This is a genomic window from Streptomyces sp. NPDC058701 (assembly GCF_042715295.1).
Taxonomy (GTDB): domain Bacteria; phylum Actinomycetota; class Actinomycetes; order Streptomycetales; family Streptomycetaceae; genus Streptomyces.
Window position 1 is genome coordinate 14,321 of sequence record NZ_JBHXSY010000050.1, and the last position, 19,763, is coordinate 34,083.

17 protein-coding genes are annotated in these 19,763 nt (G+C 72.2%); 5 read left to right on the forward strand and 12 right to left on the reverse strand.

Annotated elements, in window-relative coordinates; translation table 11 throughout:
* Window positions 1–34 precede the first annotated feature (34 nt).
* Entirely contained in the window at window positions 35–1,801 is a 1,767-nt protein-coding gene (locus ACFWW8_RS32990) for an LCP family protein (RefSeq protein WP_386535026.1), read from the forward strand.
* A 79-nt stretch (window positions 1,802–1,880) separates the two neighbouring features.
* Here the strand turns inward: ACFWW8_RS32990 and ACFWW8_RS32995 are convergent, their stop codons facing one another.
* Complete coding sequence (locus tag ACFWW8_RS32995; RefSeq protein ID WP_386535029.1) at window positions 1,881–2,906, reverse strand: glycosyltransferase family 2 protein; 1,026 nt, start codon at window positions 2,904–2,906, stop codon at window positions 1,881–1,883.
* 279 nt (window positions 2,907–3,185) lie between these two features.
* Here ACFWW8_RS32995 and ACFWW8_RS33000 point away from each other — a divergent pair, with 279 nt between their 5' ends.
* Window positions 3,186–4,568, forward strand: a complete 1,383-nt coding sequence (locus ACFWW8_RS33000; RefSeq protein ID WP_386535089.1) for an LCP family protein — start codon at window positions 3,186–3,188, stop codon at window positions 4,566–4,568.
* Window positions 4,569–4,646: 78 nt separating this feature from the next.
* Here the strand turns inward: ACFWW8_RS33000 and ACFWW8_RS33005 are convergent, their stop codons facing one another.
* From ACFWW8_RS33005 to ACFWW8_RS33015, 3 genes are all read right to left on the reverse strand, one after another.
* Window positions 4,647–6,170: a glycosyltransferase family 39 protein gene (locus ACFWW8_RS33005; protein ID WP_386535031.1), complete on the reverse strand. Its 1,524-nt coding sequence runs from the start codon at window positions 6,168–6,170 to the stop codon at window positions 4,647–4,649.
* Between the two features lie 139 nt (window positions 6,171–6,309).
* Entirely contained in the window at window positions 6,310–7,479 is a 1,170-nt protein-coding gene (locus ACFWW8_RS33010) for an acyltransferase family protein (protein ID WP_386535034.1), read from the reverse strand.
* Window positions 7,480–7,630: 151 nt separating this feature from the next.
* Window positions 7,631–8,167, reverse strand: coding sequence for an acyl-CoA thioesterase (locus ACFWW8_RS33015; RefSeq protein WP_386535037.1), 537 nt, complete (start codon window positions 8,165–8,167; stop codon window positions 7,631–7,633).
* A gap of 106 nt (window positions 8,168–8,273) precedes the next feature.
* Here ACFWW8_RS33015 and ACFWW8_RS33020 point away from each other — a divergent pair, with 106 nt between their 5' ends.
* Window positions 8,274–9,593: an LCP family protein gene (locus tag ACFWW8_RS33020; protein ID WP_386535039.1), complete on the forward strand. Its 1,320-nt coding sequence runs from the start codon at window positions 8,274–8,276 to the stop codon at window positions 9,591–9,593.
* Window positions 9,594–9,691: 98 nt separating this feature from the next.
* Here the strand turns inward: ACFWW8_RS33020 and ACFWW8_RS33025 are convergent, their stop codons facing one another.
* The 3 genes from ACFWW8_RS33025 to ACFWW8_RS33035 form a co-directional block, all read right to left on the reverse strand.
* On the reverse strand, window positions 9,692–10,501 hold the full coding sequence (locus ACFWW8_RS33025) for a polyprenol monophosphomannose synthase (protein ID WP_386535041.1): 810 nt from the start codon (window positions 10,499–10,501) through the stop codon (window positions 9,692–9,694).
* A gap of 46 nt (window positions 10,502–10,547) precedes the next feature.
* Entirely contained in the window at window positions 10,548–11,630 is a 1,083-nt protein-coding gene (locus tag ACFWW8_RS33030; RefSeq protein ID WP_386535044.1) for a sugar phosphate nucleotidyltransferase, read from the reverse strand.
* A 164-nt stretch (window positions 11,631–11,794) separates the two neighbouring features.
* The gene (locus ACFWW8_RS33035) at window positions 11,795–12,967 is read right to left on the reverse strand and encodes an acyl-CoA dehydrogenase family protein (protein WP_031147482.1); all 1,173 of its coding nucleotides are present in this window, start codon (window positions 12,965–12,967) and stop codon (window positions 11,795–11,797) included.
* Between the two features lie 196 nt (window positions 12,968–13,163).
* On the opposite strand from ACFWW8_RS33035, the gene ACFWW8_RS33040 reads away from it, so the two are divergent.
* The gene (locus ACFWW8_RS33040; RefSeq protein ID WP_386535047.1) at window positions 13,164–14,507 is read left to right on the forward strand and encodes a UDP-glucose dehydrogenase family protein; all 1,344 of its coding nucleotides are present in this window, start codon (window positions 13,164–13,166) and stop codon (window positions 14,505–14,507) included.
* 42 nt (window positions 14,508–14,549) lie between these two features.
* On the opposite strand, the gene ACFWW8_RS33045 is transcribed toward ACFWW8_RS33040, so the two are convergent.
* Window positions 14,550–15,038, reverse strand: coding sequence for a CGNR zinc finger domain-containing protein (locus ACFWW8_RS33045; protein WP_386535050.1), 489 nt, complete (start codon window positions 15,036–15,038; stop codon window positions 14,550–14,552).
* Window positions 15,039–15,132: 94 nt separating this feature from the next.
* On the opposite strand from ACFWW8_RS33045, the gene ACFWW8_RS33050 reads away from it, so the two are divergent.
* Complete coding sequence (locus ACFWW8_RS33050) at window positions 15,133–15,495, forward strand: VOC family protein (RefSeq protein ID WP_386535053.1); 363 nt, start codon at window positions 15,133–15,135, stop codon at window positions 15,493–15,495.
* A 27-nt stretch (window positions 15,496–15,522) separates the two neighbouring features.
* On the opposite strand, the gene ACFWW8_RS33055 is transcribed toward ACFWW8_RS33050, so the two are convergent.
* The 4 genes from ACFWW8_RS33055 to ACFWW8_RS33070 form a co-directional block, all read right to left on the reverse strand.
* On the reverse strand, window positions 15,523–16,629 hold the full coding sequence (locus ACFWW8_RS33055; protein ID WP_386535056.1) for a membrane dipeptidase: 1,107 nt from the start codon (window positions 16,627–16,629) through the stop codon (window positions 15,523–15,525).
* Between the two features lie 220 nt (window positions 16,630–16,849).
* A complete protein-coding gene (locus ACFWW8_RS33060; RefSeq protein WP_386535058.1) occupies window positions 16,850–18,058 on the reverse strand; it encodes a dipeptidase in 1,209 nt (402 codons plus the stop codon).
* Complete coding sequence (purE, locus tag ACFWW8_RS33065) at window positions 18,055–18,591, reverse strand: 5-(carboxyamino)imidazole ribonucleotide mutase (protein ID WP_386535059.1); 537 nt, start codon at window positions 18,589–18,591, stop codon at window positions 18,055–18,057. Before purE ends, ACFWW8_RS33060 begins: the two co-directional genes overlap by 4 nt.
* On the reverse strand, window positions 18,588–19,727 hold the full coding sequence (locus tag ACFWW8_RS33070; RefSeq protein ID WP_386535062.1) for a 5-(carboxyamino)imidazole ribonucleotide synthase: 1,140 nt from the start codon (window positions 19,725–19,727) through the stop codon (window positions 18,588–18,590). The genes purE and ACFWW8_RS33070 overlap by 4 nt, the downstream gene beginning before the upstream one ends.
* Window positions 19,728–19,763: the final 36 nt, after the last annotated feature.

A 19,763-nucleotide genomic window follows, 5' to 3' on the forward strand; every position in this document is an offset into this window, starting at 1 on the left:
GGACCGGCACCACACGAAGCACGAAGGGATCTTGATGGGGGGACGCGTGAGGCACAGCAGCGTGCGGGGGGAGGGGGCGACCGCTCAGACCGCCGGTGACGCAGCCGGCGGCATAACCGACGGCGCGGCCGACGGTACGTCCGGCGACGATACGGGCGCCACCGGCGCGGTGCCCGCACCGCGAGGCGGCTCCCGGGCCGCCCGGCGGCCGGCCGGTGGCAAACGGGCGACGGGCGGCAGGCGTGCGGCCACCGGACGGCGGGGACGGCGGCGCGTGCTGCGCTGGACGGCCTCCGTCCTGTCCCTGCTGATACTCGGGACGGCGGCGGCCGGGTACCTCTACTACCGCCACCTGAACGGCAGCATCCAGACCGACGCGCTCAACCTCGGCGAGAACAAACTGGGCGGCTCCAAGCCCAACGCCTTCGGCCAGACCCCGCTGAACATCCTGCTCATCGGCTCCGACGCGCGCAACGACGCGGCCAACCAGGCCCTCGGCGGCGCCACCGACACCTTCGACGGCCCGCCCCTCGCGGACGTGCAGATGCTGCTGCACCTGTCCGCGGACCGCAGCAACATGTCCGTGGTGTCGATGCCGCGCGACACCATCCTGATGATGCCCAAGTGCACCGAGCCGGACGGCAAGGTGCACGAGGCCAGCAAGGGACTCGTCCAGACCAACGAGTCCCTCGGCCGCGGCGGACCGGGCTGCACGGTGGCCACCTGGACGGAACTGACGAAGATCCCCATCGATCACTTCATGATGATCGACTTCAAGGGCGTGGTCTCCATGGCGGACGCCATCGGCGGCGTCCCGGTCTGCGTCGAGCAGAACGTCTACTCCCGCAACAGCGCGGGCGAGGGCTCCGGCCTGAAGCTGCCGAAGGGCGTGAGCGTCATCCAGGGAGAGCAGGCCCTCCAGTGGCTGCGCACCCGCTACGGCTTCGAGGACGGCACCGACATCGGCCGCACCCACGCCCAGCACCAGTACATGAACTCGATGGCCCGCGAGTTCCGCAAGAACGCCAAGCTCACCAACCCGGTGAAGCTCAACAGCCTGGCGCAGGCCGCCATCGACGCCATGGTCGTGGACACCGGCCTGAACAAGATAGACAAGCTGTACGACCTCAGCATGGAGCTGAAGAAGGTCCCGCCGGGACGGATCACCATGACCACCATGCCGTGGGTCTACAGCAACCGGCCCGGCATGAACGGACGGGTCGAGCCCAAGTCGGGCGAGGCCGAGGACCTGTTCCGGATGGTCCGCGAGGACATCGCGCTCGACGGCAAGGGCTCCGGTACCCCCGCGGACCCCACCGCCTCCCCGTCGGCCGCCACCGGCGCCCCGGCCACCCCCTCGGCCCCGCCGGCGGCCGCGCCCGAGCCGCCCGCGAGGACCGCGGTCGGCGTCCGCAACGCCACCGGCGGCAAGGACGGCTCCCAGGCCCCCGCCCGCAACCGGGCACGTGACGTCACCGCCCTGCTGGCCGCCAAGGGGTACACCAAGGCCACCGCGGAGAACCGCACCGGCGCCGAGGACGTGACGGTGGTCCGCTTCAACTCCGCGGAGCAGGCGGGCAGTGCCAACGCCCTGGCGACCGCACTCGGGTTGCCGGCGTCCTCGGTGCAGAAGTCCGACGAGGTGTCCGGGATCGTGCTGTTCGTCGGCAAGGACTGGCGGACCGGCGACGCGCCGACCGCGCCGCCGCCCGCCCCGACCAAGGCCCCGGACTCCGCCCGCCCGCTCAACGGCGACGACGACCAGGCCTGCATGCCGGTCCAGCCCGGCTTCACCTGGTAGCCGCGTACGCGACGAAGGGGCCCGGCGGCTGTGTGGTCACAGTCGCCGGGCCCCTTCGTCGTGCCGGTCCGGGTACGGGTCAGACCTGCGAGGCGTCGCGCTGCACCGCCGGGCGGCGGCTCGCGATCACCCGCTTCGCCAGCGCGCGAGGGCTCGTCAGGAAGCCGAAGCCCCAGCACAGGTGCATGGTGGCGAGGGCCACCGGGATCTGCGCCCGCGCCTTCAGCGGGAGGCCGCGGCCCGCCGGGACCGCGCCGGCGACGATGCCCGCCAGGTAGCCGGCCGGGACGGCGAAGGCCCAGGGGGTGACGGCCGCGCCGACGACCACGCTCGCCGCGAGACCGCAGACGAGGGTCGGCGGGGCGAGGTAGCGAGGGTTGATGGAGCCCGCGTGGTAACGGGCCACCACGTGGCGCCAGCGCCCGTAGTCCTTGTACTGCTTGGCCAGGGCCCGTACGGAACGCCGCGGGCGGTACTGGACCTTCAGCTCCGGCGAGAACCAGATCAGGCCGCCGGCCCCGCGGATGCGGAAGTTCAGCTCCCAGTCCTGGGCGCGGATGAACTCCTCGTTGTAGCCGCCCTGCTGCTCCAGCGCCTCGCGGCGGAAGACGCCGAGGTAGACGGTCTCGGCGGGTCCGGCCAGGCCGCCGGTGTGGAAGGGCGCGTTGCCGACGCCGATCCGGGAGGTCATCGCCGCGGCGACCGCCTGCTCCCAGGCGTTCTGGCCCTCGGCGTGCATGATGCCGCCGACGTTCTGCGCGCCCGTCTCTTCGAGGAGGCGGACGGCGGTGGCGATGTAGTTCGGCGAGAGCATGCCGTGGCCGTCGACGCGCACCACGATGGGATGGCGCGAGGCTTTGATGGCGGCGTTGAGGGCCGCCGGGGTCCGGCCGGTGGGGTTCGGGACGGTGCGGACGCGGGGGTCCTCCGCGACGAGTGCGGCGGCGATCTCGTCGGTGCGGTCCGTGGACGGCCCGAGGGCGATCACCACCTCCATCTCGCCCGCGTACTCCTGTTCCAGGATGTGGCGGACGGACTCGCGGAGGTAGTGCTCCTCGTCGAGCACCGGCATGATCACCGAGACTGCGGGCTGCTGGGCGGGCATGTCGTCCTTCAAGGTCGGGTATCGGTGTCACGTTACCGCGTACGGGGGAACCGGGTGCGCGCCGAGCGAGCGGTACGGACAGAGGCTGATCGTATGGGCCTATTGTTCTGCCGCATCAGACGGAACTGCCGACCGTCCCCTGCTGTCCCCGCGGAGGTGTCCCCCGTGCCCCAGCCGCACCGTCCCACCCGTCCCGCCAGGCCGCCCGAGCCGCGCCGCGCGCGGCGCGGAGCCGGCGGCGGCCCGGCCCGGCACCGCGGTGACCGGCCCCGGTGGGGGGTGCGGCTCGCGGCCGGCCTGTCGGTGGTGGTGCTGGGCTCCGGAGCCGTCGGGCACGCCGTGATGACCGGGCTGGACACCGGGATCGAGCGGGTGGACCCGTTCAAGGACATGAAGAACCGCCCCGAAGCGGGGCACGGCATGAACTTCCTGCTGGTCGGCACCGACGGCCGCGAGAAGATCACCCCGGAGGAGAAGCGCGAGTACCGCCTCGGCGGCGCGCCCTGCCACTGCACCGACACGATCATGCTGGTGCACCTGTCGGCGGACCGGGAGCGGGCCAGCGTGATCAGCCTGCCCCGCGACAGCTACGCCGAAGTGCCCGCGCACCAGGACCTGGTCACGGGCAAGGCCCACAAACCGCACCCGGTGAAGCTGAACGCGGCGTACGCGGAGGGCGGGCCCAACCTGACCGTGCGGACCGTGGAGAACATGACCCGGGTGAAGATCGACCACTACCTGGAGGTCGACTTCACCAGCTTCATGAGGACGGTCGACGCGATGGGCGGCGTGGAGATCTGCACCGCCAAGACCATGCGCGACACCGCCACCGGCTTGGACCTGCTGCCCGGCACGCACCGGCTCACCGGCGGCCAGGCCCTGCAGTACGTGCGCTCGCGCCACATCGACGGGGCGTCCGACCTCGGCCGGATGCAGCGCCAGCAGCGGTTCATCGCCGCCCTGATCAAGCAGGCGACCGGCGGCGGCGTGCTGCTGAACCCCGTCAAGTTCAAGCAGGTCAGCTCCACCCTGCTCGGCTCGGTCCGGGCCGACACCGGCTTCGGTTCGGAGCAGATGCTCGCGCTCGGCCAGGCCATGCGGGACTTCACCCCGTCCTCGTCGGAGTTCGCCTCGGTGCCGATCGGCAGCCCCTCGCACCGGGTCAAGGGCATCGGCTCCACCGTGAAGTGGGACGAGGCGAAGGCGGCCAAGCTGTTCGCCGCGGTACGGGAGGACCGGCCGCTGGCCCCCGTCCGCCCCGGTCCGGACCGGGGCCGGCCCGCGTCCGTGCCCGTGGACGTCCCCCCGCAGCAGGTCCGGGTCCAGGTGGAGAACGGGACGCGGATCGACGGCTTGGGCGGCCGGGTGGACGCGGCCCTGCGCGCCACCGGCTTCGACACCACGCGGGCCCCGGGAAACGGCGCCAGCCGCGAGGTCAAGCGCACGGTGATCACGTACGACCCGCGCTGGGACCGCTCCGCCCGTACGGTGTCCACGGCCCTGCCCGGCAGCGAGCTGCGGGCGGTGCCGGGGCAGGGGCGGACGGTGGTGGTGCTCGCGGGCGCGGACTACCGCAAGGTGGTCCCGGTGCGCGCGGAGGACCCGTACCAGGGCGGGGCGACCGGGGCGGTCACCGGCGACCAGGTGGTCTGCGGGACATGAGCGCGCCGCCGCCCGGGCGGTCCCGGACGGCGGCGGTGACGGTGGCGGCGGCGGTGGCGGTCCGGCGGCCGGAGCGGCCTAGCGGACCCGTTCCACCAGGGTGACCTGGAGGCTGCGGACCTTCGTCTTCTGGACCACCTTGTAATGCTTCTCCAGCGCCCGGGCCTGGGCGTCGGGCAGCTTGTGGTACGGGTTCGCCGTACCGCTCCAGGTGACCACCCACACCCGCCGGGTGGTGCCCAGGCACTGCTCGGGCTGCTCGCACTCCACCGGGAACAGGTCGTCGCTCGCCACGGCCGTGCGCTGGGCGAACACGTCGCGGAGCACGACCCCCTCCGGCAGGGAGTACTCCACCTGGAAGTCGGTCATGTAGACGGTGTCGGCCCCGCGGACCGGCACGAAGCCGTCGCCGGGCCGGTAGCCCTTGGCGATGACGGCCGCCGCCTCCTCGCCCTCCCGGCCGCTCTTGACCGTCTCGGTACGGATCTGACGCTGGTCGGGGAGGCCGAGCAGGATCACCGCGGCGAGGCCGGCCACCCCCACCGGCCGGGGCCGGAGCGCGGCCAGGCCGGCGGCGGCGAGCACCACCCAGGCGGGCATCGTGAAGAGGAGGTAGCGGTCCATGAAGTACGAGGTGCTGCCCTGGGAGACGACCCAGGCGGCCGCGATCGGGGCGGCTCCGACCAGTGCGAGCTCCACCGCGGGCCGTCGGCCCCGGCGCCACGCGAGCGGGAGCAGCGCGAACGCGGCGATGGCCAGCGCGATGAGCGGGGAGCCGAAGAGGGCGTCCCAGACCTCCGCGATGCTGCGCAGGTGCGGGGTCTTGATCCAGCTGATCTGCCGGCCCACCTGGCGCTGGCCCAGCAGCACCAGCGGGACGACCGGAACCAGGGCTACGGCGACCGTCAGCGCGTAGCCGACGAGCGTGCGCCCCCGCCGGTCCTGCCGCCATCGCATCAGCACGATCAGGGCGTGCGGCAGCAGGAACAGCAGCGAGACGATGTGGAACAGCCCGGCCGCCGCGACGGCGACGGCGTACGGGGCCCAGCGCGCCGGGGACGGGCGCTTGAGCGCCCGCAGCAGCAGCCAGGTGGCGGCGGTGACCGCGAACACCACGAAGGCGTAGGAACGGGCCTCCTGGCCGTAGCGGGTGACGGAGGGCAGCAGGGCGAAGAGCAGGCCCGCGAAGACCGCGGTGCGGCGGTCGAAGAGCGTGCGGGCGGTGAGCACGACGAAGGCCGCGGCGCCGGCCATGGCGAGTGCCGACGGCATCCGGAGCATCGTCTGGGAGTCGCCGAAGACGGATATCCAGCCGTGCAGCAGCAGGTAGTAGAGCCCGGAGACGGCGTCGACGTTGCCGAGCATCTCGACCAGGTCGCCGGTGCTGCGGACGGCCGCGTTCCAGCTGGCGAGCTCGTCGCGCCACAGGTTCGGGGTGCCGCTGCCCGCGACGGCCGCGGCGAAGGTCAGTACGGCGGCCCAGAGCCAGTCGAAGCGGGCCCGGCCCGTCGCGGGCGGAGCGGGGCGGCGCCCCACCCCGTCGTCATCGGCGGGGCGGTCGGAGCCGGCCCCGGCCGCGACGGCAGCACTGCTCATGGTCATTGCACGAACCTTCCGGATCCATCGGGGGCAGCTGCGCGAGTGGGCCCCGTCGCATGAGGATCCGGACCGAGCTCGACGTGTCAGGGTAGATCAGTGTCCGGGGCCGCAACCAATCCCGGGCGGCCTCCGGGGGCTTGCGTCACCTGGGGCGCACCGGCGGATCGCTCTTGGGCAGCGAGACCTTCGCCCCGTCCAGCAGCCGCTTGAGCAGCGCCGACAACGGCCGCTCGGCGAACCGGTGGACGAGCCAGGACAGCAGCAGGATGGCGGCCAGGCACAGGGCCAGGAGCTGGAAGGGGGCGATGCCGTGGTCGCGGCCCCAGCGGATCATCGCCCAGCCGAGCTCCTGGTGGAGCAGGTAGACGGGGTACGTGAGCGCGCCGGCCACCGTGAGCCACTTCCAGCGGATCCAGTTGAGGGTGCCCATGGCGGCAGCCAGCATCACCAGGAAGGCCGCCGCCGAGACGGCCGCCATCACCCACCAGGACAGGCCGTGGTGGACCTCGTACTCATAGGCGCCGACCGTGATGTGCAGCCGGTTCTGCGCGTACAGCCAGGAGAAGCCGACCACCCCGAGGAGCATCGGGTTCACACCGAACCGGTAGATGAGGTACATGGCCACGCCCGCGATGAAGTACGGGGCGTCCTGCGGCATGAAGACGGTGTCCATCAGCTTGCTGTCGGTGCCCGGCGTGATCACCGCGAGGATCGTCCAGATGCCGCAGAAGGCCAGCACCCGACGGTAGGTCAGCCCCATGACGGCCACGACCGCGAACAGCAGGTAGAAGCGGAGCTCGATCCAGAGCGTCCAGTACACGCCGTCGGCCTCGGTCACGCCGAGGGGGCGCTCCAGCATCGTGAGGTTGGTCAGCACGTCGCTGACGCTCATCGGCTCGCGGCTGGCGCGGACGGTCGCGGCGAAGTTCACCACGAGGGTCGTGATGATGATGCCGACCCAGTAGGCCGGGTAGAGCCGCACGATCCGGGAGGTGAAGTAGTCCCGGGGCGAACGGCCCCAGCACGACATGCAGATCACGAAACCGCTGATCAGGAAGAACAGCTGGACGCCCATCCAGCCGTACGAGGCGACCCGGTGGACGCTCGGCATCAGGTTCCGCGGGGTGTTGCCCCACACCTCGGGGTGGATGTTGACGCCGGCCCAGTGGAAGGCGACCACGGAGAGCGCCGCGATCAGGCGCAGCCCGTCCAGCACGTACAGCCGGGGCCGTTTCGGCGTTCCGGCGGCCGGGCGGGCCGGCTGGGCCGGCACGGCGTCGTGCACAGGCAGGGGCGGTATGACAGCTGACATGGGGGGACGACTCCGCGATGTGTCCGGCTGAGGGATCCGACGTCGCATGCGCCTGCGAGCGCGCCGGGACGTCAGACGCCACCTTAAGGGCGGCCCGCAGAGGTGCACGGCCATGCGGCGGATCCGTGATCCGAAACACGCGGACACGGGGTCAGTCGTCGAACCCCTGGGCGGCCCGCTCCTCGCGCAGGGCCGTGATCGCCTGGCGCCGGGCGAGCCGGTGGGTGCGGCGGATCTGGGCCTCCTGGTAGCGCCGTTCGTCCCGCTCGGTCTCGGGGAGCACGGGCGGGACCGTGCGGGGCTTGCCGTCGGCGTCCACGGCCGCGAAGACGAGGTAGGCGCTGCCGACCTGGGTGGCGGGGGTGGACTCGTTCCAGCGCTCCGCGAGGACCCGTACGCCGATCTCCATGGAGGAGCGGCCGGTCCAGTTGCACTGGGCCTTCACGTGGACGAGGTCGCCGACCCGCACGGGGGCCAGGAAGGCCATCTCGTCCATGGACGCGGTGACCGCGGGGCCCTCGGAATGGCGGCCGGCCACGGCCCCGGCCGCGTCGTCCACCAGCTTCATGATCACGCCGCCGTGCACGGTGCCCAGGAGGTTGGTGTCGTTGGCCGTCATGATGTGGCTGAGGGTGGTCCGGGAGGCCGAGGTCGGCTTCCCCGGCAGCTCGACCGGTATGTCTGTCATACGCACACCTTAGTTGGGTACCGGAGGCATCAGCTCTGCAACAGCACCGGTACGGAACGCCACCCGGGCTGTCGGACGACACGCCCGGGCGTGCATCCTAGGGCGCATGAATGACTGGCCAGCAGGGTGGAACGGCGAGCGCGGCGAGCGCGACCGCCGTGACGACGGGTACGGACGCGGCAGCGCGCAGGCGCAGCCCGAAGGCGCGCAGCGGATGCGGCACGTCCAGCGGCAGCAGCCGGCGGTCCCGCCGCCCGCCCGGCGGCCCGGGACCCCGCCGCCCGCGCCCGGGGTGCCCCCGCAGCAGGCGGGGGGCGCCCACGACACCTACGGCGGCTTCGACAGCGGCTACAACACGGGGCAGGTCTACGGGGCGCCCGCCGGGCCCGGCGGGCCCGCGCAGCCGCCCTCGGGGCCCGGCCGCCCCGGACGGGCCCCGGGTCCGGCCCCGGACTGGCGCAGGCGCATCAAGGTCGGCTCGATCGTGCTGGTCTCCGCGCTGCTGGTGACCACGGTCGCCACCTACTTCTGGGCCGACTCCAAGGTGCGCCGGGAGGTGGACCTCGCCAAGGTCGTCGAGCGGCCGAAGGAGGGGGACTGCACCACGTACCTGATCGTGGGCTCCGACAGCCGCGAGGGCATGTCCGCGGAGGAGAAGAAGAAGCTCCACACCGGTTCGGCCGAGGGCAAGCGGACCGACTCGATGATGATCCTCGCCAAGTGCTCCAGCGGGAACACGATGATCTCGCTGCCGCGCGACTCGGACGTGGAGATCCCGTCCTTCGTCGGCTCCCAGTCGGGCAAGAAGTTCGCCGGCCAGGGCCGGCGGGTCAAGCTCAACGCGGCGTACGCGGAGGACGGTCCGGAGCTGCTGGTGCGGACGGTGGAGCACAACACCGGTCTGCGCATCGACCACTACGCGGAGATCGGCTTCGCCGGCTTCGCGAACATCGTGGACGCACTGGGCGGGGTGGAGCTCGACATCGAGAAGGGCTTCAAGGACGAGAAGTCGGGCGCGGACTTCCAGGCCGGGAAGCAGACCCTCAACGGCGAGCAGTCGCTGGCCTTCGTGCGGACCCGGTACGCCTTCGCCGAGTCGGACCTGCAACGGACCAAGAACCAGCAGAAGTTCCTGTCGGCGCTGGCCTCCCAGGCGGCGACGCCGTCCACGGTACTCAACCCGTTCTCCCTGTACCCGATGCTGGGCGCGGGACTGGACACGCTCATCGTGGACAAGGACATGGGCCTGTGGGACATGGGCCAGATGTTCTTCGCGATGAAGGGCGTCAACGGCGGTGACGGCGTCTCGATGAACATGCCGATCTCCGGCCAGCGCGGCGGCAACCTCGTCTGGGACAAGGCGAAGGTGCAGCAGCTGGTGAAGCAGATCCAGAACGACGAGAAGGTCACCGTCCGCGGACAGTGAGCGGCGGGCGCGGAAAAGGGGCACCCCCTCGGGGGTGCCCCTTTCCGTGTGGTGCGGGTCTTCGGTGTGGTGCGGGTTTCCGTCCTGGTACGGGCGGGTCAGCGCTTGCCGGCGCGGGCGCGCAGCTTCCAGGGCATGGCGATGGACTCCAGCTGGACCGCGAGGTTCATCTTGGACTCGCCGATGGTGCGGTCCTCGAAGTGGATCGGGACCTCCATCACCTGGAAGTCGCGGCGCAGGGCCTTGAACTTCATCTCCACCTGGAAGCTGTAGCCCGCGCTGCCGACCGACTCCAGGTCGATCGCGCGCAGCGCGTCCGCGCTCCACAGGTTGAAGCCGCCCGTGATGTCACGCACGCGGGTGCCCAGGATGGTGCTCGCGTAGGCGTTGGCCCAGCGGGAGAGCAGCTTGCGGTGCGCGCCCCAGGCGTCGGACAGGGTGCCGCCGGGGACGTAGCGGCTGCCGACGACGAGGCCGGCTCCGGTGGACAGGGCCACGCCGAGCATCTCGGCGATCTTCCCGGCCGGGTGCGAGCCGTCGGCGTCCATCTGGAGGACGTACTGGGCGCCGTCCTCGACGGCCTTGGCCATGCCGGCGGCGTAGGCGCGGCCGAGGCCGTCCTTCGCGGTCCGGTGCAGTACGGACATCCGCGGGGAGCCGTCCTCGGTGCGGTAGCCCTCGGCGAGCTCGTCGGCGATCCGGCCCGTGCCGTCGGGCGACGAGTCGTCGACGATCAGCAGCCGCAGGCCGGGCTGGTCCAGGCTCATGATGAGCTCGGCCATGCCCGGCAGGTTGCCCGCCTCGTTGTAGGTGGGCATGACCACCGTGAGCGGGGTCAGCGCCCAGGCGCCGGGGAGCTGGGTGGTCGCGACGTCCGTCGCGCGGGGGGTCTGCTGCTCACCTATCACAGGGCTATGCCTCACTGAAGTCGGTCGGTACGCGCACGTCCCGGGATCACCGGTCCGAGGAGAAACGGACTGTGGCGGGAGGCAGTTCAGCCTCGCACCACACCCGCACCCCTGCGCGGAGTTCGTTGTCGGCCCCGACCACCGCGCCGTCGCCGATGACCGCACTGTCCAGTACGGTGCGCGATCCCACCGAGGCACGAGCTCCGATCAGACTGGCGCGCACCTGTGCGTCCGGACCGATGATCGCGCCGTCCAGCACGATGGAGCCCTGGACGACCGCGCCGGCTTCGATGCGGGCACCGGCGCCCACCACAGTACCTCCAGAAAGCTTCGCTCCGTCCGCCACCTGGGCACCGGGAAGCACCAGGAATTCGCTGCGGGGACCGGGAACCGCCGGGGAGGAGACCACACCGCGCACCAGATCGGCGGAAGCCTGGACAAAGGACTCGGGCTTGCCGAGGTCCAGCCAGTAGGTGCTCTCGGTGACGCCGTGCAGCTTGGCTCCGGCGGCGAGGAGACCGGGGAAGGTCTCGCGCTCGACGGAGACCGGGCGGCCGGCCGGGATGGAGTCGATCACGCTGCGGCGGAACACGTAGCAGCCGGCGTTGATCTGGTCGGTGATGATCTCTTCGGGGGTCTGCGGCTTCTCGGTGAAGGCCAGCACCCGGCCGTCGGGGTCGGTGGGGACCAGGCCGAAGGCGCGCGGGTCCTCGACCTGCACGAGGTGCAGGGAGACGTCGGCCGCGGCCTTCTCGTGGGAGGCGACCAGGCCGGCGATGTCGAGGCCGGTGAGGATGTCGCCGTTGAAGACAAGGACGGAGGAGTCCGGGCCGCCGGTCAGGCGCTGCGCGGCGTTGCGGATGGCGCCGCCGGTGCCCAGGGGCTCGTCCTCGACGACGTATTCGAGGGTGAGGCCGAAGGCGGCGCCGTCGCCGAAGTACGGCTCGAAGACCTCGGCGAGGTAGCAGGTGGCCATCACGATGTGCGTGACACCGGCGGCAGCAGCCCTGGCTATCTGGTGGGCGAGGAACGGGACACCTGCGGCCGGGACCATCGGCTTCGGGGTGTTCACCGTCACGGGGCGCAGACGCGTCCCCTGCCCGCCGACCAGCAGGATCGCTTCCGTCATTGTTCTCTCCCCAGCCGATTCGGTCGTACGAAGGTTCAAAGTTAGCCCATCCGGGGAATGGGAAACGCCGGAGGACGGCGTTCTCGGCGCTCGTCGGTCCGGCGGACACGGATGCGAAGGCCCCCGGCGGCTGCCGGGGGCCCCGTATGCGTGTGGTGTGGGTGTTACGGGAGGTTTCGCGCCATCACGATCCGCTGGACCTGGTTCGTTCCCTCGTAGATCTGCGTGATCTTCGCATCGCGCATCATGCGCTCCACCGGGTAGTCGCGGGTGTACCCGTAGCCGCCGAGGAGCTGGACGGCGTCCGTGGTGACCTCCATCGCGACGTCGGAGGCGAAGCACTTGGCCGCGGCGCCGAAGAAGGTCAGGTCCTCGTGGGGTCCGCCTCCGGAGACGCGCTCCGAGCGGGCCGCCGCCGAGTAGGTGAGCTGGCGGGCGGCCTCGATCTTCATGGCCATGTCCGCGAGCATGAACTGCACGCCCTGGAAGTCGCCGATCGGCTTGCCGAACTGCTTGCGCTCCTGGACGTAGCCCTTGGCGTAGTCCAGGGCGCCCTGGGCGATGCCGAGCGCCTGGGCGGCGATGGTGATGCGGGTGTGGTCCAGGGTCTTCATCGCGGTGGCGAACCCGGTGCCCTCGGCGCCGATCATGCGGTCGGCCGGGATGCGGACGTTGTCGAGGTAGACCTCGCGCGTCGGGGAGCCCTTGATGCCGAGCTTCTTCTCCGGGGCGCCGAAGGACACGCCCTCGTCGCCCTTCTCCACGACGAAGGCGCTGATGCCCTTGGAGCGCTTCTCGGGGTCGGTCACGGCCATGACCGTGTAGTACTCGGAGACGCCCGCGTTGGTGATCCAGCGCTTGACGCCGTTGAGCACCCAGAAGTCCCCGTCGCGCACGGCGCGGGTCTTCATGCCGGCGGCGTCGGAGCCGGCGTCCGGCTCGGAGAGGGCGTACGAGAACATCGCGTCGCCCTTGGCCAGCGGGCCGAGGTACTTGGCCTTGAGCTCCTCGGAACCGGACAGGATCACCGGGAGCGAGCCGAGCTTGTTCACGGCCGGGATCAGGGAGGAGGACGCGCAGACGCGGGCCACCTCCTCGATCACGATCACGGTGGCGAGGGCGTCGGCGCCCGCGCCGCCGTAGGTCTCGGGCACGTGGACGGCGTGCAGGTCGCTGGCGACCAGGGCGTCGAGGGCCTCCTGCGGGAAGCGGGACTCCTCGTCGACCGCGGCGGCGAACGGCAGGATCTTCGCCTCGGCGAGCGAGCGGACCGACTCACGGAGCATGTCGTGCTCCTCGGCCGGGCGGTACAGGTCGAAGTCGGCAGAACCCGCCAAGACTCTCACTCCCCAAAGGTGATGCGTGATGCTAACTACCGTTAAGTAACCGAAGCTTAGTGTCCGGCGTCCGGATGGCGATACGGGCCGCATACGTGAGGTGCGTGACAGCGGGGGCCCGTCCTGGGGAACGTCCCCCCTGCCGGGCCCGACTATGCTCAGTGGCCGCAAACGGCCCCGCACCTCTGGAGCACTCATGGCCCCCCTCAGGATCACTGTGATCGGCACCGGTTACCTCGGCGCCACGCACGCCGCGGCGATGGCGGAGCTGGGGTTCGAGGTGCTGGGGCTGGACGTGGTGCCGGAGAAGGTCGCCATGCTGGCGGCGGGCCGGGTGCCGATGTACGAGCCCGGGCTGGAGGACCTCCTCGCGGCGCACGTGGCCGGGCTTCCGGGCTCCACGGGGCGGCTGCGGTTCACCACCTCCTGGGAGGAGGTCGGCGCGTTCGGCGACGTCCACTTCGTGTGCGTGAACACTCCGCAGAAGCACGGCGAGTACGCCTGCGACATGTCCTACGTGGACGCGGCGATGGCCTCGCTCGCCCCGCACCTGACGCGCCCGGTGCTGGTGGTCGGCAAGTCCACGGTGCCGGTGGGTTCGGCGGAGCGCCTCGCGGCCAGGCTCGCCGAGCTGGCTCCGGCGGGCGCGGACGTGGAGCTGGCGTGGAACCCGGAGTTCCTGCGCGAGGGCTTCGCCGTACAGGACACCCTGCACCCGGACCGGATCGTGATCGGCGTCCAGGGCGAGCGCGCGGAGAAGCTGCTGCGGGAGGTGTACGAGAAGCCGATGTCGGAGGGGACCCCGCTGGTCATCACCGACTTCCCGACCGCCGAGCTGGTCAAGACGGCCGCCAACTCCTTCCTCGCGACCAAGATCTCCTTCATCAACGCGATGGCGGAGGTCTGCGAGGCCGCCGGCGGCGACGTGGTGAAGCTGGCGGAGGCCATCGGGCACGACGAGCGGATCGGCAAGAAGTTCCTCCGGGCGGGCATCGGCTTCGGCGGCGGCTGCCTGCCCAAGGACATCCGTGCCTTCATGGCGCGGGCCGGAGAGCTGGGCGCCGACCAGGCGCTGACCTTCCTGCGCGAGGTCGACTCCATCAACATGCGGCGCCGCGGACACATGGTGGAGCTGGCGCGCGACGCGGTCGGCGGCTCGTTCCTCGGCAAGCGGGTCGCCGTGCTCGGGGCCACGTTCAAGCCCGACTCGGACGACGTCCGCGACTCCCCCGCGCTGAACGTGGCCGGGCAGATCCACCTCCAGGGCGGCCAGGTCACCGTCTACGACCCCAAGGGCATGGACAACGCGCGGCGGGTCTTCCCCACCCTCGGGTACGCCGACTCCGCGCTCGCGGCGGCCCGCGGCGCGGAGGTGGTCCTGCACCTGACCGAGTGGCGCGAGTTCCGCGACCTCGACCCGGCCGAGCTGGCCGCGGTCGTCACCGATCCGCTCGTCCTGGACGGCCGCAACGCCCTGGACCCCGAGCGCTGGCGCGCCGCCGGCTGGACCTACCGCGCGATGGGCCGCCCCCGCGCGTAGCCGGTCTTCGGCCGCGGCGTACGGCGCCACCGGCGCGGCCGGTCAGCCGCGGGCGCGGTAGGTGCGCATCTTGGCGCGGGCGCCGCAGACCGACATGCTGCACCAGCGGCCGCGGCCCGCCGGGCTGCGGTCGTAGTACGCCCACCGGCAGTCGTCCGCCGCGCAGGCCTTCAGCCGGGGCCAGGTGCCGTCCGCGGCCGCCCCGGCGACGGCTTCGGCGATCCCCGAGGCCAGGGTCGGGTCCCCCGCGGGGACCAGGGCCGCGGCGCCGTCCGCGTCGACGCGGACGGTCAGCGGGGCAGCGGCGAGCAGCCGGTTCAGGCGCTCGGCCGCGCCGGCCGGGAACGCGTGGCCCGCGTGCGCCAGCAGGGCGTCGCGCAGGGCTTCGCGGAGTTCCGCGGCGTCCGCGAGGGCGGCGCCGGACAGGCCGAATTCGGCCGCGAGGCGGTCGTCTCCCGTGTCCACGCTCAGCGTGTTGACGAGTCGTTCCACCAGGGCGAGCCCGCCGGGTGCCGGTGCGCGTCCAGTCATGGACACGACGTTACCTCTTGGCTTCGACAGGAGGTAACGCGTAGGGTGCGGTTACCGCTTGAAGTCATCTACCGGTAACCGCAAGGAGAGAACCATGGCCGTCGCCACGCTCGGCACCGTCGTCCTCGACTGTCCCGACCCGCACGCCCTCGCCGCCTTCTACGCCGGCCTGCTGGGCGGCACGCCCAGCTCCGGGGACGACACCTGGGTGGACCTGGAGGGTCACGGGGGCACTCCGCTGGCCTTCCAGCTGGCCCCCGGCCACGTCCCGCCGAAGTGGCCGGCGCCGGAGGGCTCGCAGCAGTTCCACCTGGACCTGACCGTGCGGGACCTCGACGCGGCGGAGGAGCACATCCTCGCCCTGGGGGCCGTGCCCTTGGACACCGGCGACCACGGCCGGGGCTGGCGGGTCTACGCCGACCCGGCCGGTCACCCGGTCTGCCTCTGCGCCGGCTGAGGGCTGTCCCTTTCGGGTCGTGGCGGCCTAGGGCGACGGGCGGCGGTGCTGGGCGGCGCGGGAGGTGAACTCCGCGTCGCGCACCACCCGTTGGGCGTTGCCCCAGGTCAGCAGGGCGAGGTCGGTCTCCGGCCAGCCCCGCTCCAGCAGCTCGGCGATCAGCTTCGGGTAGCCGGCGGGATCCGTGAGGCCCGCCGGGCGGGGGCGGCCCGGTTCGCTGCCGAAGGCAGCGCCGAGGCCGACGGCGTGCGGGCCCGCCACGGCCCGTACGTGGTCCACGTGGTCCGCCACCGCGTGCAGGGAGTCGCCGGTGCGCGCGGGGTCGAAGGTGACCATCGCCAGCCCGTTCGCCGCCCGCAGCGCGAGCAGGACCTCGTCGGTCACGTTGCCCGGGTGCGGGTTCAGGGCGGCCGCCCCCGTGTTCGAGATGATCACCGGCGCCTTCGAGGACCCGGCGACCTGGCAGGCGGTCTCCGGCGGGCAGTCGGTGAGGTCCAGCAGTACGGCCAGCCGGTTGGCCTCGCGGACCACCTCGTGGCCGAAGGCCGTCAGGCCGTCCTGCGCCCAGGCCGCCCCGGCGGGCGCGAGCAGGCGCACGCCCAGCGCGTGGAACGCGCGCAGCGCGCCGAGCGAGTCGGTGAGCGTACGACCGGGGACGGGACCGAGGAACGAGGCGATCCGGCCGCGGTTGCGGGCGTCGGCCATGTCGTCGGCGGTCAGGCCGAGGAGGAGGCTGTCGGGGTAGCCGCGCACCAGGGTCAGCGCGACGTCGATCTGTTCCAGGGTGTCGGAGACGATCCGGTCGGTGTCCGCGGCCCCGTCCGGGCCGCCCAGGACGTCCCGGCCGTCCGGTGGTGCGAGCAGGGACCAGAACTGTGCCCCCACTCCCCCGGCGCGCAGCCGCGGGATGTCGGTGTCCACGCCGGCGTCGGGGGTGCCGATGTCGTGGTGCGGGCTCCGGCGCAGCGTCCGGACGAGCGTGTTGCACCCGTCCGCGACGGGGTGCACGGACAGCAGCGCGGCGGCCCGGTCGAGGGCTCCGGGCACTGCCGTGGGAACCGCGGGAAGCGGGGGAGCCGGGAGGTGCTCCGCTCCGATGCCCACGAAGTGGGGTTCATCCTGCAGGTCGGCCATGGCGTTCGCTCCGGTCTCGGCGGCAGCGGGGAGAGGTGGTGCCACCGTGACATGTGGGACGCCCGGGTCGCCCGGCGGATGCGGCGTTCGGGTGTAACCGACGGGCACACCAGGTCACCGCATCCACCGGGCGCGGGCTCACGCCGCCGCCGGGCTCCACACGGCCGCCGGGCTCCACGCTGCCGCCGGGCGCCGGCTCACGCGCCGCCGGGCGCGGGCCTCACGCGGCAGCCGGGCCCGTGGCCGTCGCCGGGATCACCGCGTTCGACGGGCCCCGGGTCTCCGCCAGGCGGCGCGCCACCGATTCCGCGTCGCGCAGCACCCGTACCGCGTTGGACCAGGTCAGCTTCGCCAGGTCGGCCTTCGACCAGCCGCGGTCCAGCAGTTCCGCGACCAGGTTCGGGTAGCCCGCCACGTCGTCCAGTCCGGACGGGGTGAAGGCCGTGCCGTCGTAGTCCCCGCCGATGCCGATGTGGTCGATCCCGGCCACCGACCGCATGTGGTCCAGGTGATCCGCGACCGTCGCGGCCGTGGCCACCGGCCGCGGGCGCTCCGCCTCGAAGGCCCGGTGCAGGGCCATCGCCGCGGGCGAGGTATCCAGGTGGTGGAAGCCGTGCGCGCGCAGGTTCGCGTCCGCGGCCAGGGTCCACTCGACGGCGGCCGGGAGGATGAACTTCGGTACGAAGGTGACCATCGCGACCCCGCCGTTGGCCGGCAGCAGCGCCAGCACGTCGTCGGGGATGTTGCGCGGGTGGTCGCAGACGGCCCGCGCGGAGGAGTGCGAGAAGACCACCGGGGCGGCCGAGACGGCCAGCGCGTCGCGCATCGTCGTGGCGGCCACGTGGGAGAGGTCGACCAGCATGCCGACGCGGTTCATCTCGCGGACGACCTCGCGGCCGAAGTCGCTGAGGCCGCCGTGCCGGGGCTCGTCGGTCGCCGAGTCGGCCCAGTCGATGGTGTCGTTGTGCGTGAGCGTCATGTACCGCACGCCCAGTCGGTGCAGGGCCCGCAGGGTGGCGAGCGAGTTGTTGATGGAGTGGCCGCCCTCGGCTCCCATCAGCGAGGCGATCCGGCCGTCGGCGCGGGCCGCCTCCATGTCGTCCGCCGTCAGCGCCCGCACCAGGTCGCCGGGGTAGCGGTCGATCAGCTGGGCGACGGCGTCGATCTGCTCCAGGGTGGCGCTGACCGCCTCGTCGCCCGCGTAGTCGGAGCGCACGTACACCGACCAGAACTGCGCGCCGACCCCGCCGGCGCGCAGCCGGGGGATGTCGGTGTGCAGGTGGGCGGACTGGTCGTCCGCGATGTCCCGGCGCGCCAGGTCGTAGCGCACCTGCTCGCGCAGCGCCCAGGGCAGGTCGTTGTGGCCGTCGACGACGGGGTGCTCGGCCAGCAGCTCGCGCGCCTCGGCCAGGCGCTGCGCGGCGCTCACTTGCCGAATCCGAAGGCGTCCGCTCCCGCGACCTTCGTCCGCAGCCGCTTGCCCTTGTCGGTGGCCTGGTCGTTCAGCTCCTGCTGGAACTCCCGCATCCGGCCCAGCAGCTCCGAGTCGTGGGCGGCGAGCATCCGTACGGCGAGCAGCCCGGCGTTGCGCGCGCCGGCGACCGAGACGGTGGCGACGGGGACCCCGGCGGGCATCTGGACGATCGACAGCAGCGAGTCCATGCCGTCGAGGTACTTCAGCGGTACCGGCACGCCGATGACCGGCAGCGGGGTGACGGAGGCGAGCATGCCCGGCAGGTGGGCGGCCCCGCCCGCGCCGGCGATGATCGCCTTCAGGCCGCGGCCGGCGGCCTGCTCGCCGTACCCGATCATCTCGCGCGGCATCCGGTGCGCGGAGACGACGTCGACCTCGTAGGGGATCTCGAACTCGTCCAGGGCCTGGGCTGCGGCCTCCATGACCGGCCAGTCGGAGTCGGAGCCCATGACGATGCCGATGACGGGCCCGGTGGCGGAGGTGCTCATTCGGTGACCGTTCCTCTGAGGTAGTCGGCAGCGTGGCGGGCGCGCTCCAGCACGTCGTCCAGGTCGTCGCCGTAGGTGTTGACGTGGCCGACCTTGCGTCCGGGCTTCACGTCCTTGCCGTACATGTGGATCTTCAGCTGCGGGTCGTGGGCCATGCAGTGCAGGTACGCGGCGTACATGTCGGGGAAGTCCCCGCCGAGGACGTTCGCCATGACCGTCCAGCGGGCGCGGGGGCGCGGGTCGCCCAGCGGGAGGTCCAGGACCGCGCGCACGTGGTTGGCGAACTGGGAGGTGACGGCGCCGTCCTGGGTCCAGTGGCCGCTGTTGTGCGGGCGCATGGCCAGTTCGTTGACGAGGATGCGGCCGTCGGTGGTCTCGAACAGCTCGACGGCCAGGTGGCCGGTCACGCCGAGTTCCCCGGCGATGCGCAGGGCGAGGGCCTGGGCCTCGCCCGCGAGCTCTTCGGAGAGGTTCGGGGCGGGGGCGATCACCGTGTCGCAGACCCCGTCCACCTGGACGGACTCCACGACGGGGTAGGCCACCGCCTGGCCGTGCGGGGAGCGGACGATGTTGGCCGCGAGCTCGCGGACGTACTCGACCTTCTCCTCCGCGAGGACCGGGACGCCCGCCTTGAACGGGGCCTCCGCGTCCTCGGGGGTGCGGACGAACCACACGCCCTTGCCGTCGTACCCGCCGCGCACCGTCTTGAGGATGACGGGGAAGCCGCCCACCTCGTCCGCGAAGGCCGCCGCGTCCGCCGGATCGCGCACGATCCGGTGGCGGGGGCTGGGCGCGCCGATCTCGTCGAGTCTGGCGCGCATCACCCCCTTGTCCTGGGCGTGCACCAGCGCGTCGGGCCCCGGGCGGACGGGGATGCCGTCCGCTTCCAGCGCCCGGAGGTGCTCGGTGGGCACGTGCTCGTGATCGAAGGTGATCACGTCGCAGCCGCGCGCGAAGGCGCGCAGTGTCTCCAGATCGCGATAGTCGCCGATGACGACGTCGCTCACGACCTGGGCCGCCGAGTCCTGTGGGGTGTCACTGAGGATCTTGAATTTGATGCCGAGGGGGATGCCCGCCTCGTGGGTCATGCGGGCGAGCTGTCCGCCGCCGACCATGCCGACTACCGGGAACGTCACCGGTCCAGGGTATCCGCAGGCACCGGGTACCCCGGC

Excerpts from the sequence above, each read along its gene's own strand:
- ACFWW8_RS32990 (WP_386535026.1), top strand. The coding sequence starts at position 35 with ATGGGGGGACGCGTGAGGCACAGCAGCGTGCGGGGGGAGGGGGCGACC.
- ACFWW8_RS32995 (WP_386535029.1), bottom strand. The coding sequence starts at position 2,906 with ATGCCCGCCCAGCAGCCCGCAGTCTCGGTGATCATGCCGGTGCTCGAC.
- ACFWW8_RS33005 (WP_386535031.1), bottom strand. The coding sequence starts at position 6,170 with ATGACCATGAGCAGTGCTGCCGTCGCGGCCGGGGCCGGCTCCGACCGC.
- ACFWW8_RS33010 (WP_386535034.1), bottom strand. The coding sequence starts at position 7,479 with ATGTCAGCTGTCATACCGCCCCTGCCTGTGCACGACGCCGTGCCGGCC.
- ACFWW8_RS33015 (WP_386535037.1), bottom strand. The coding sequence starts at position 8,167 with ATGACAGACATACCGGTCGAGCTGCCGGGGAAGCCGACCTCGGCCTCC.
- ACFWW8_RS33020 (WP_386535039.1), top strand. The coding sequence starts at position 8,274 with ATGAATGACTGGCCAGCAGGGTGGAACGGCGAGCGCGGCGAGCGCGAC.
- ACFWW8_RS33030 (WP_386535044.1), bottom strand. The coding sequence starts at position 11,630 with ATGACGGAAGCGATCCTGCTGGTCGGCGGGCAGGGGACGCGTCTGCGC.
- ACFWW8_RS33040 (WP_386535047.1), top strand. The coding sequence starts at position 13,164 with ATGGCCCCCCTCAGGATCACTGTGATCGGCACCGGTTACCTCGGCGCC.
- ACFWW8_RS33045 (WP_386535050.1), bottom strand. The coding sequence starts at position 15,038 with ATGACTGGACGCGCACCGGCACCCGGCGGGCTCGCCCTGGTGGAACGA.
- ACFWW8_RS33050 (WP_386535053.1), top strand. The coding sequence starts at position 15,133 with ATGGCCGTCGCCACGCTCGGCACCGTCGTCCTCGACTGTCCCGACCCG.
- ACFWW8_RS33055 (WP_386535056.1), bottom strand. The coding sequence starts at position 16,629 with ATGGCCGACCTGCAGGATGAACCCCACTTCGTGGGCATCGGAGCGGAG.
- purE (WP_386535059.1), bottom strand. The coding sequence starts at position 18,591 with ATGAGCACCTCCGCCACCGGGCCCGTCATCGGCATCGTCATGGGCTCC.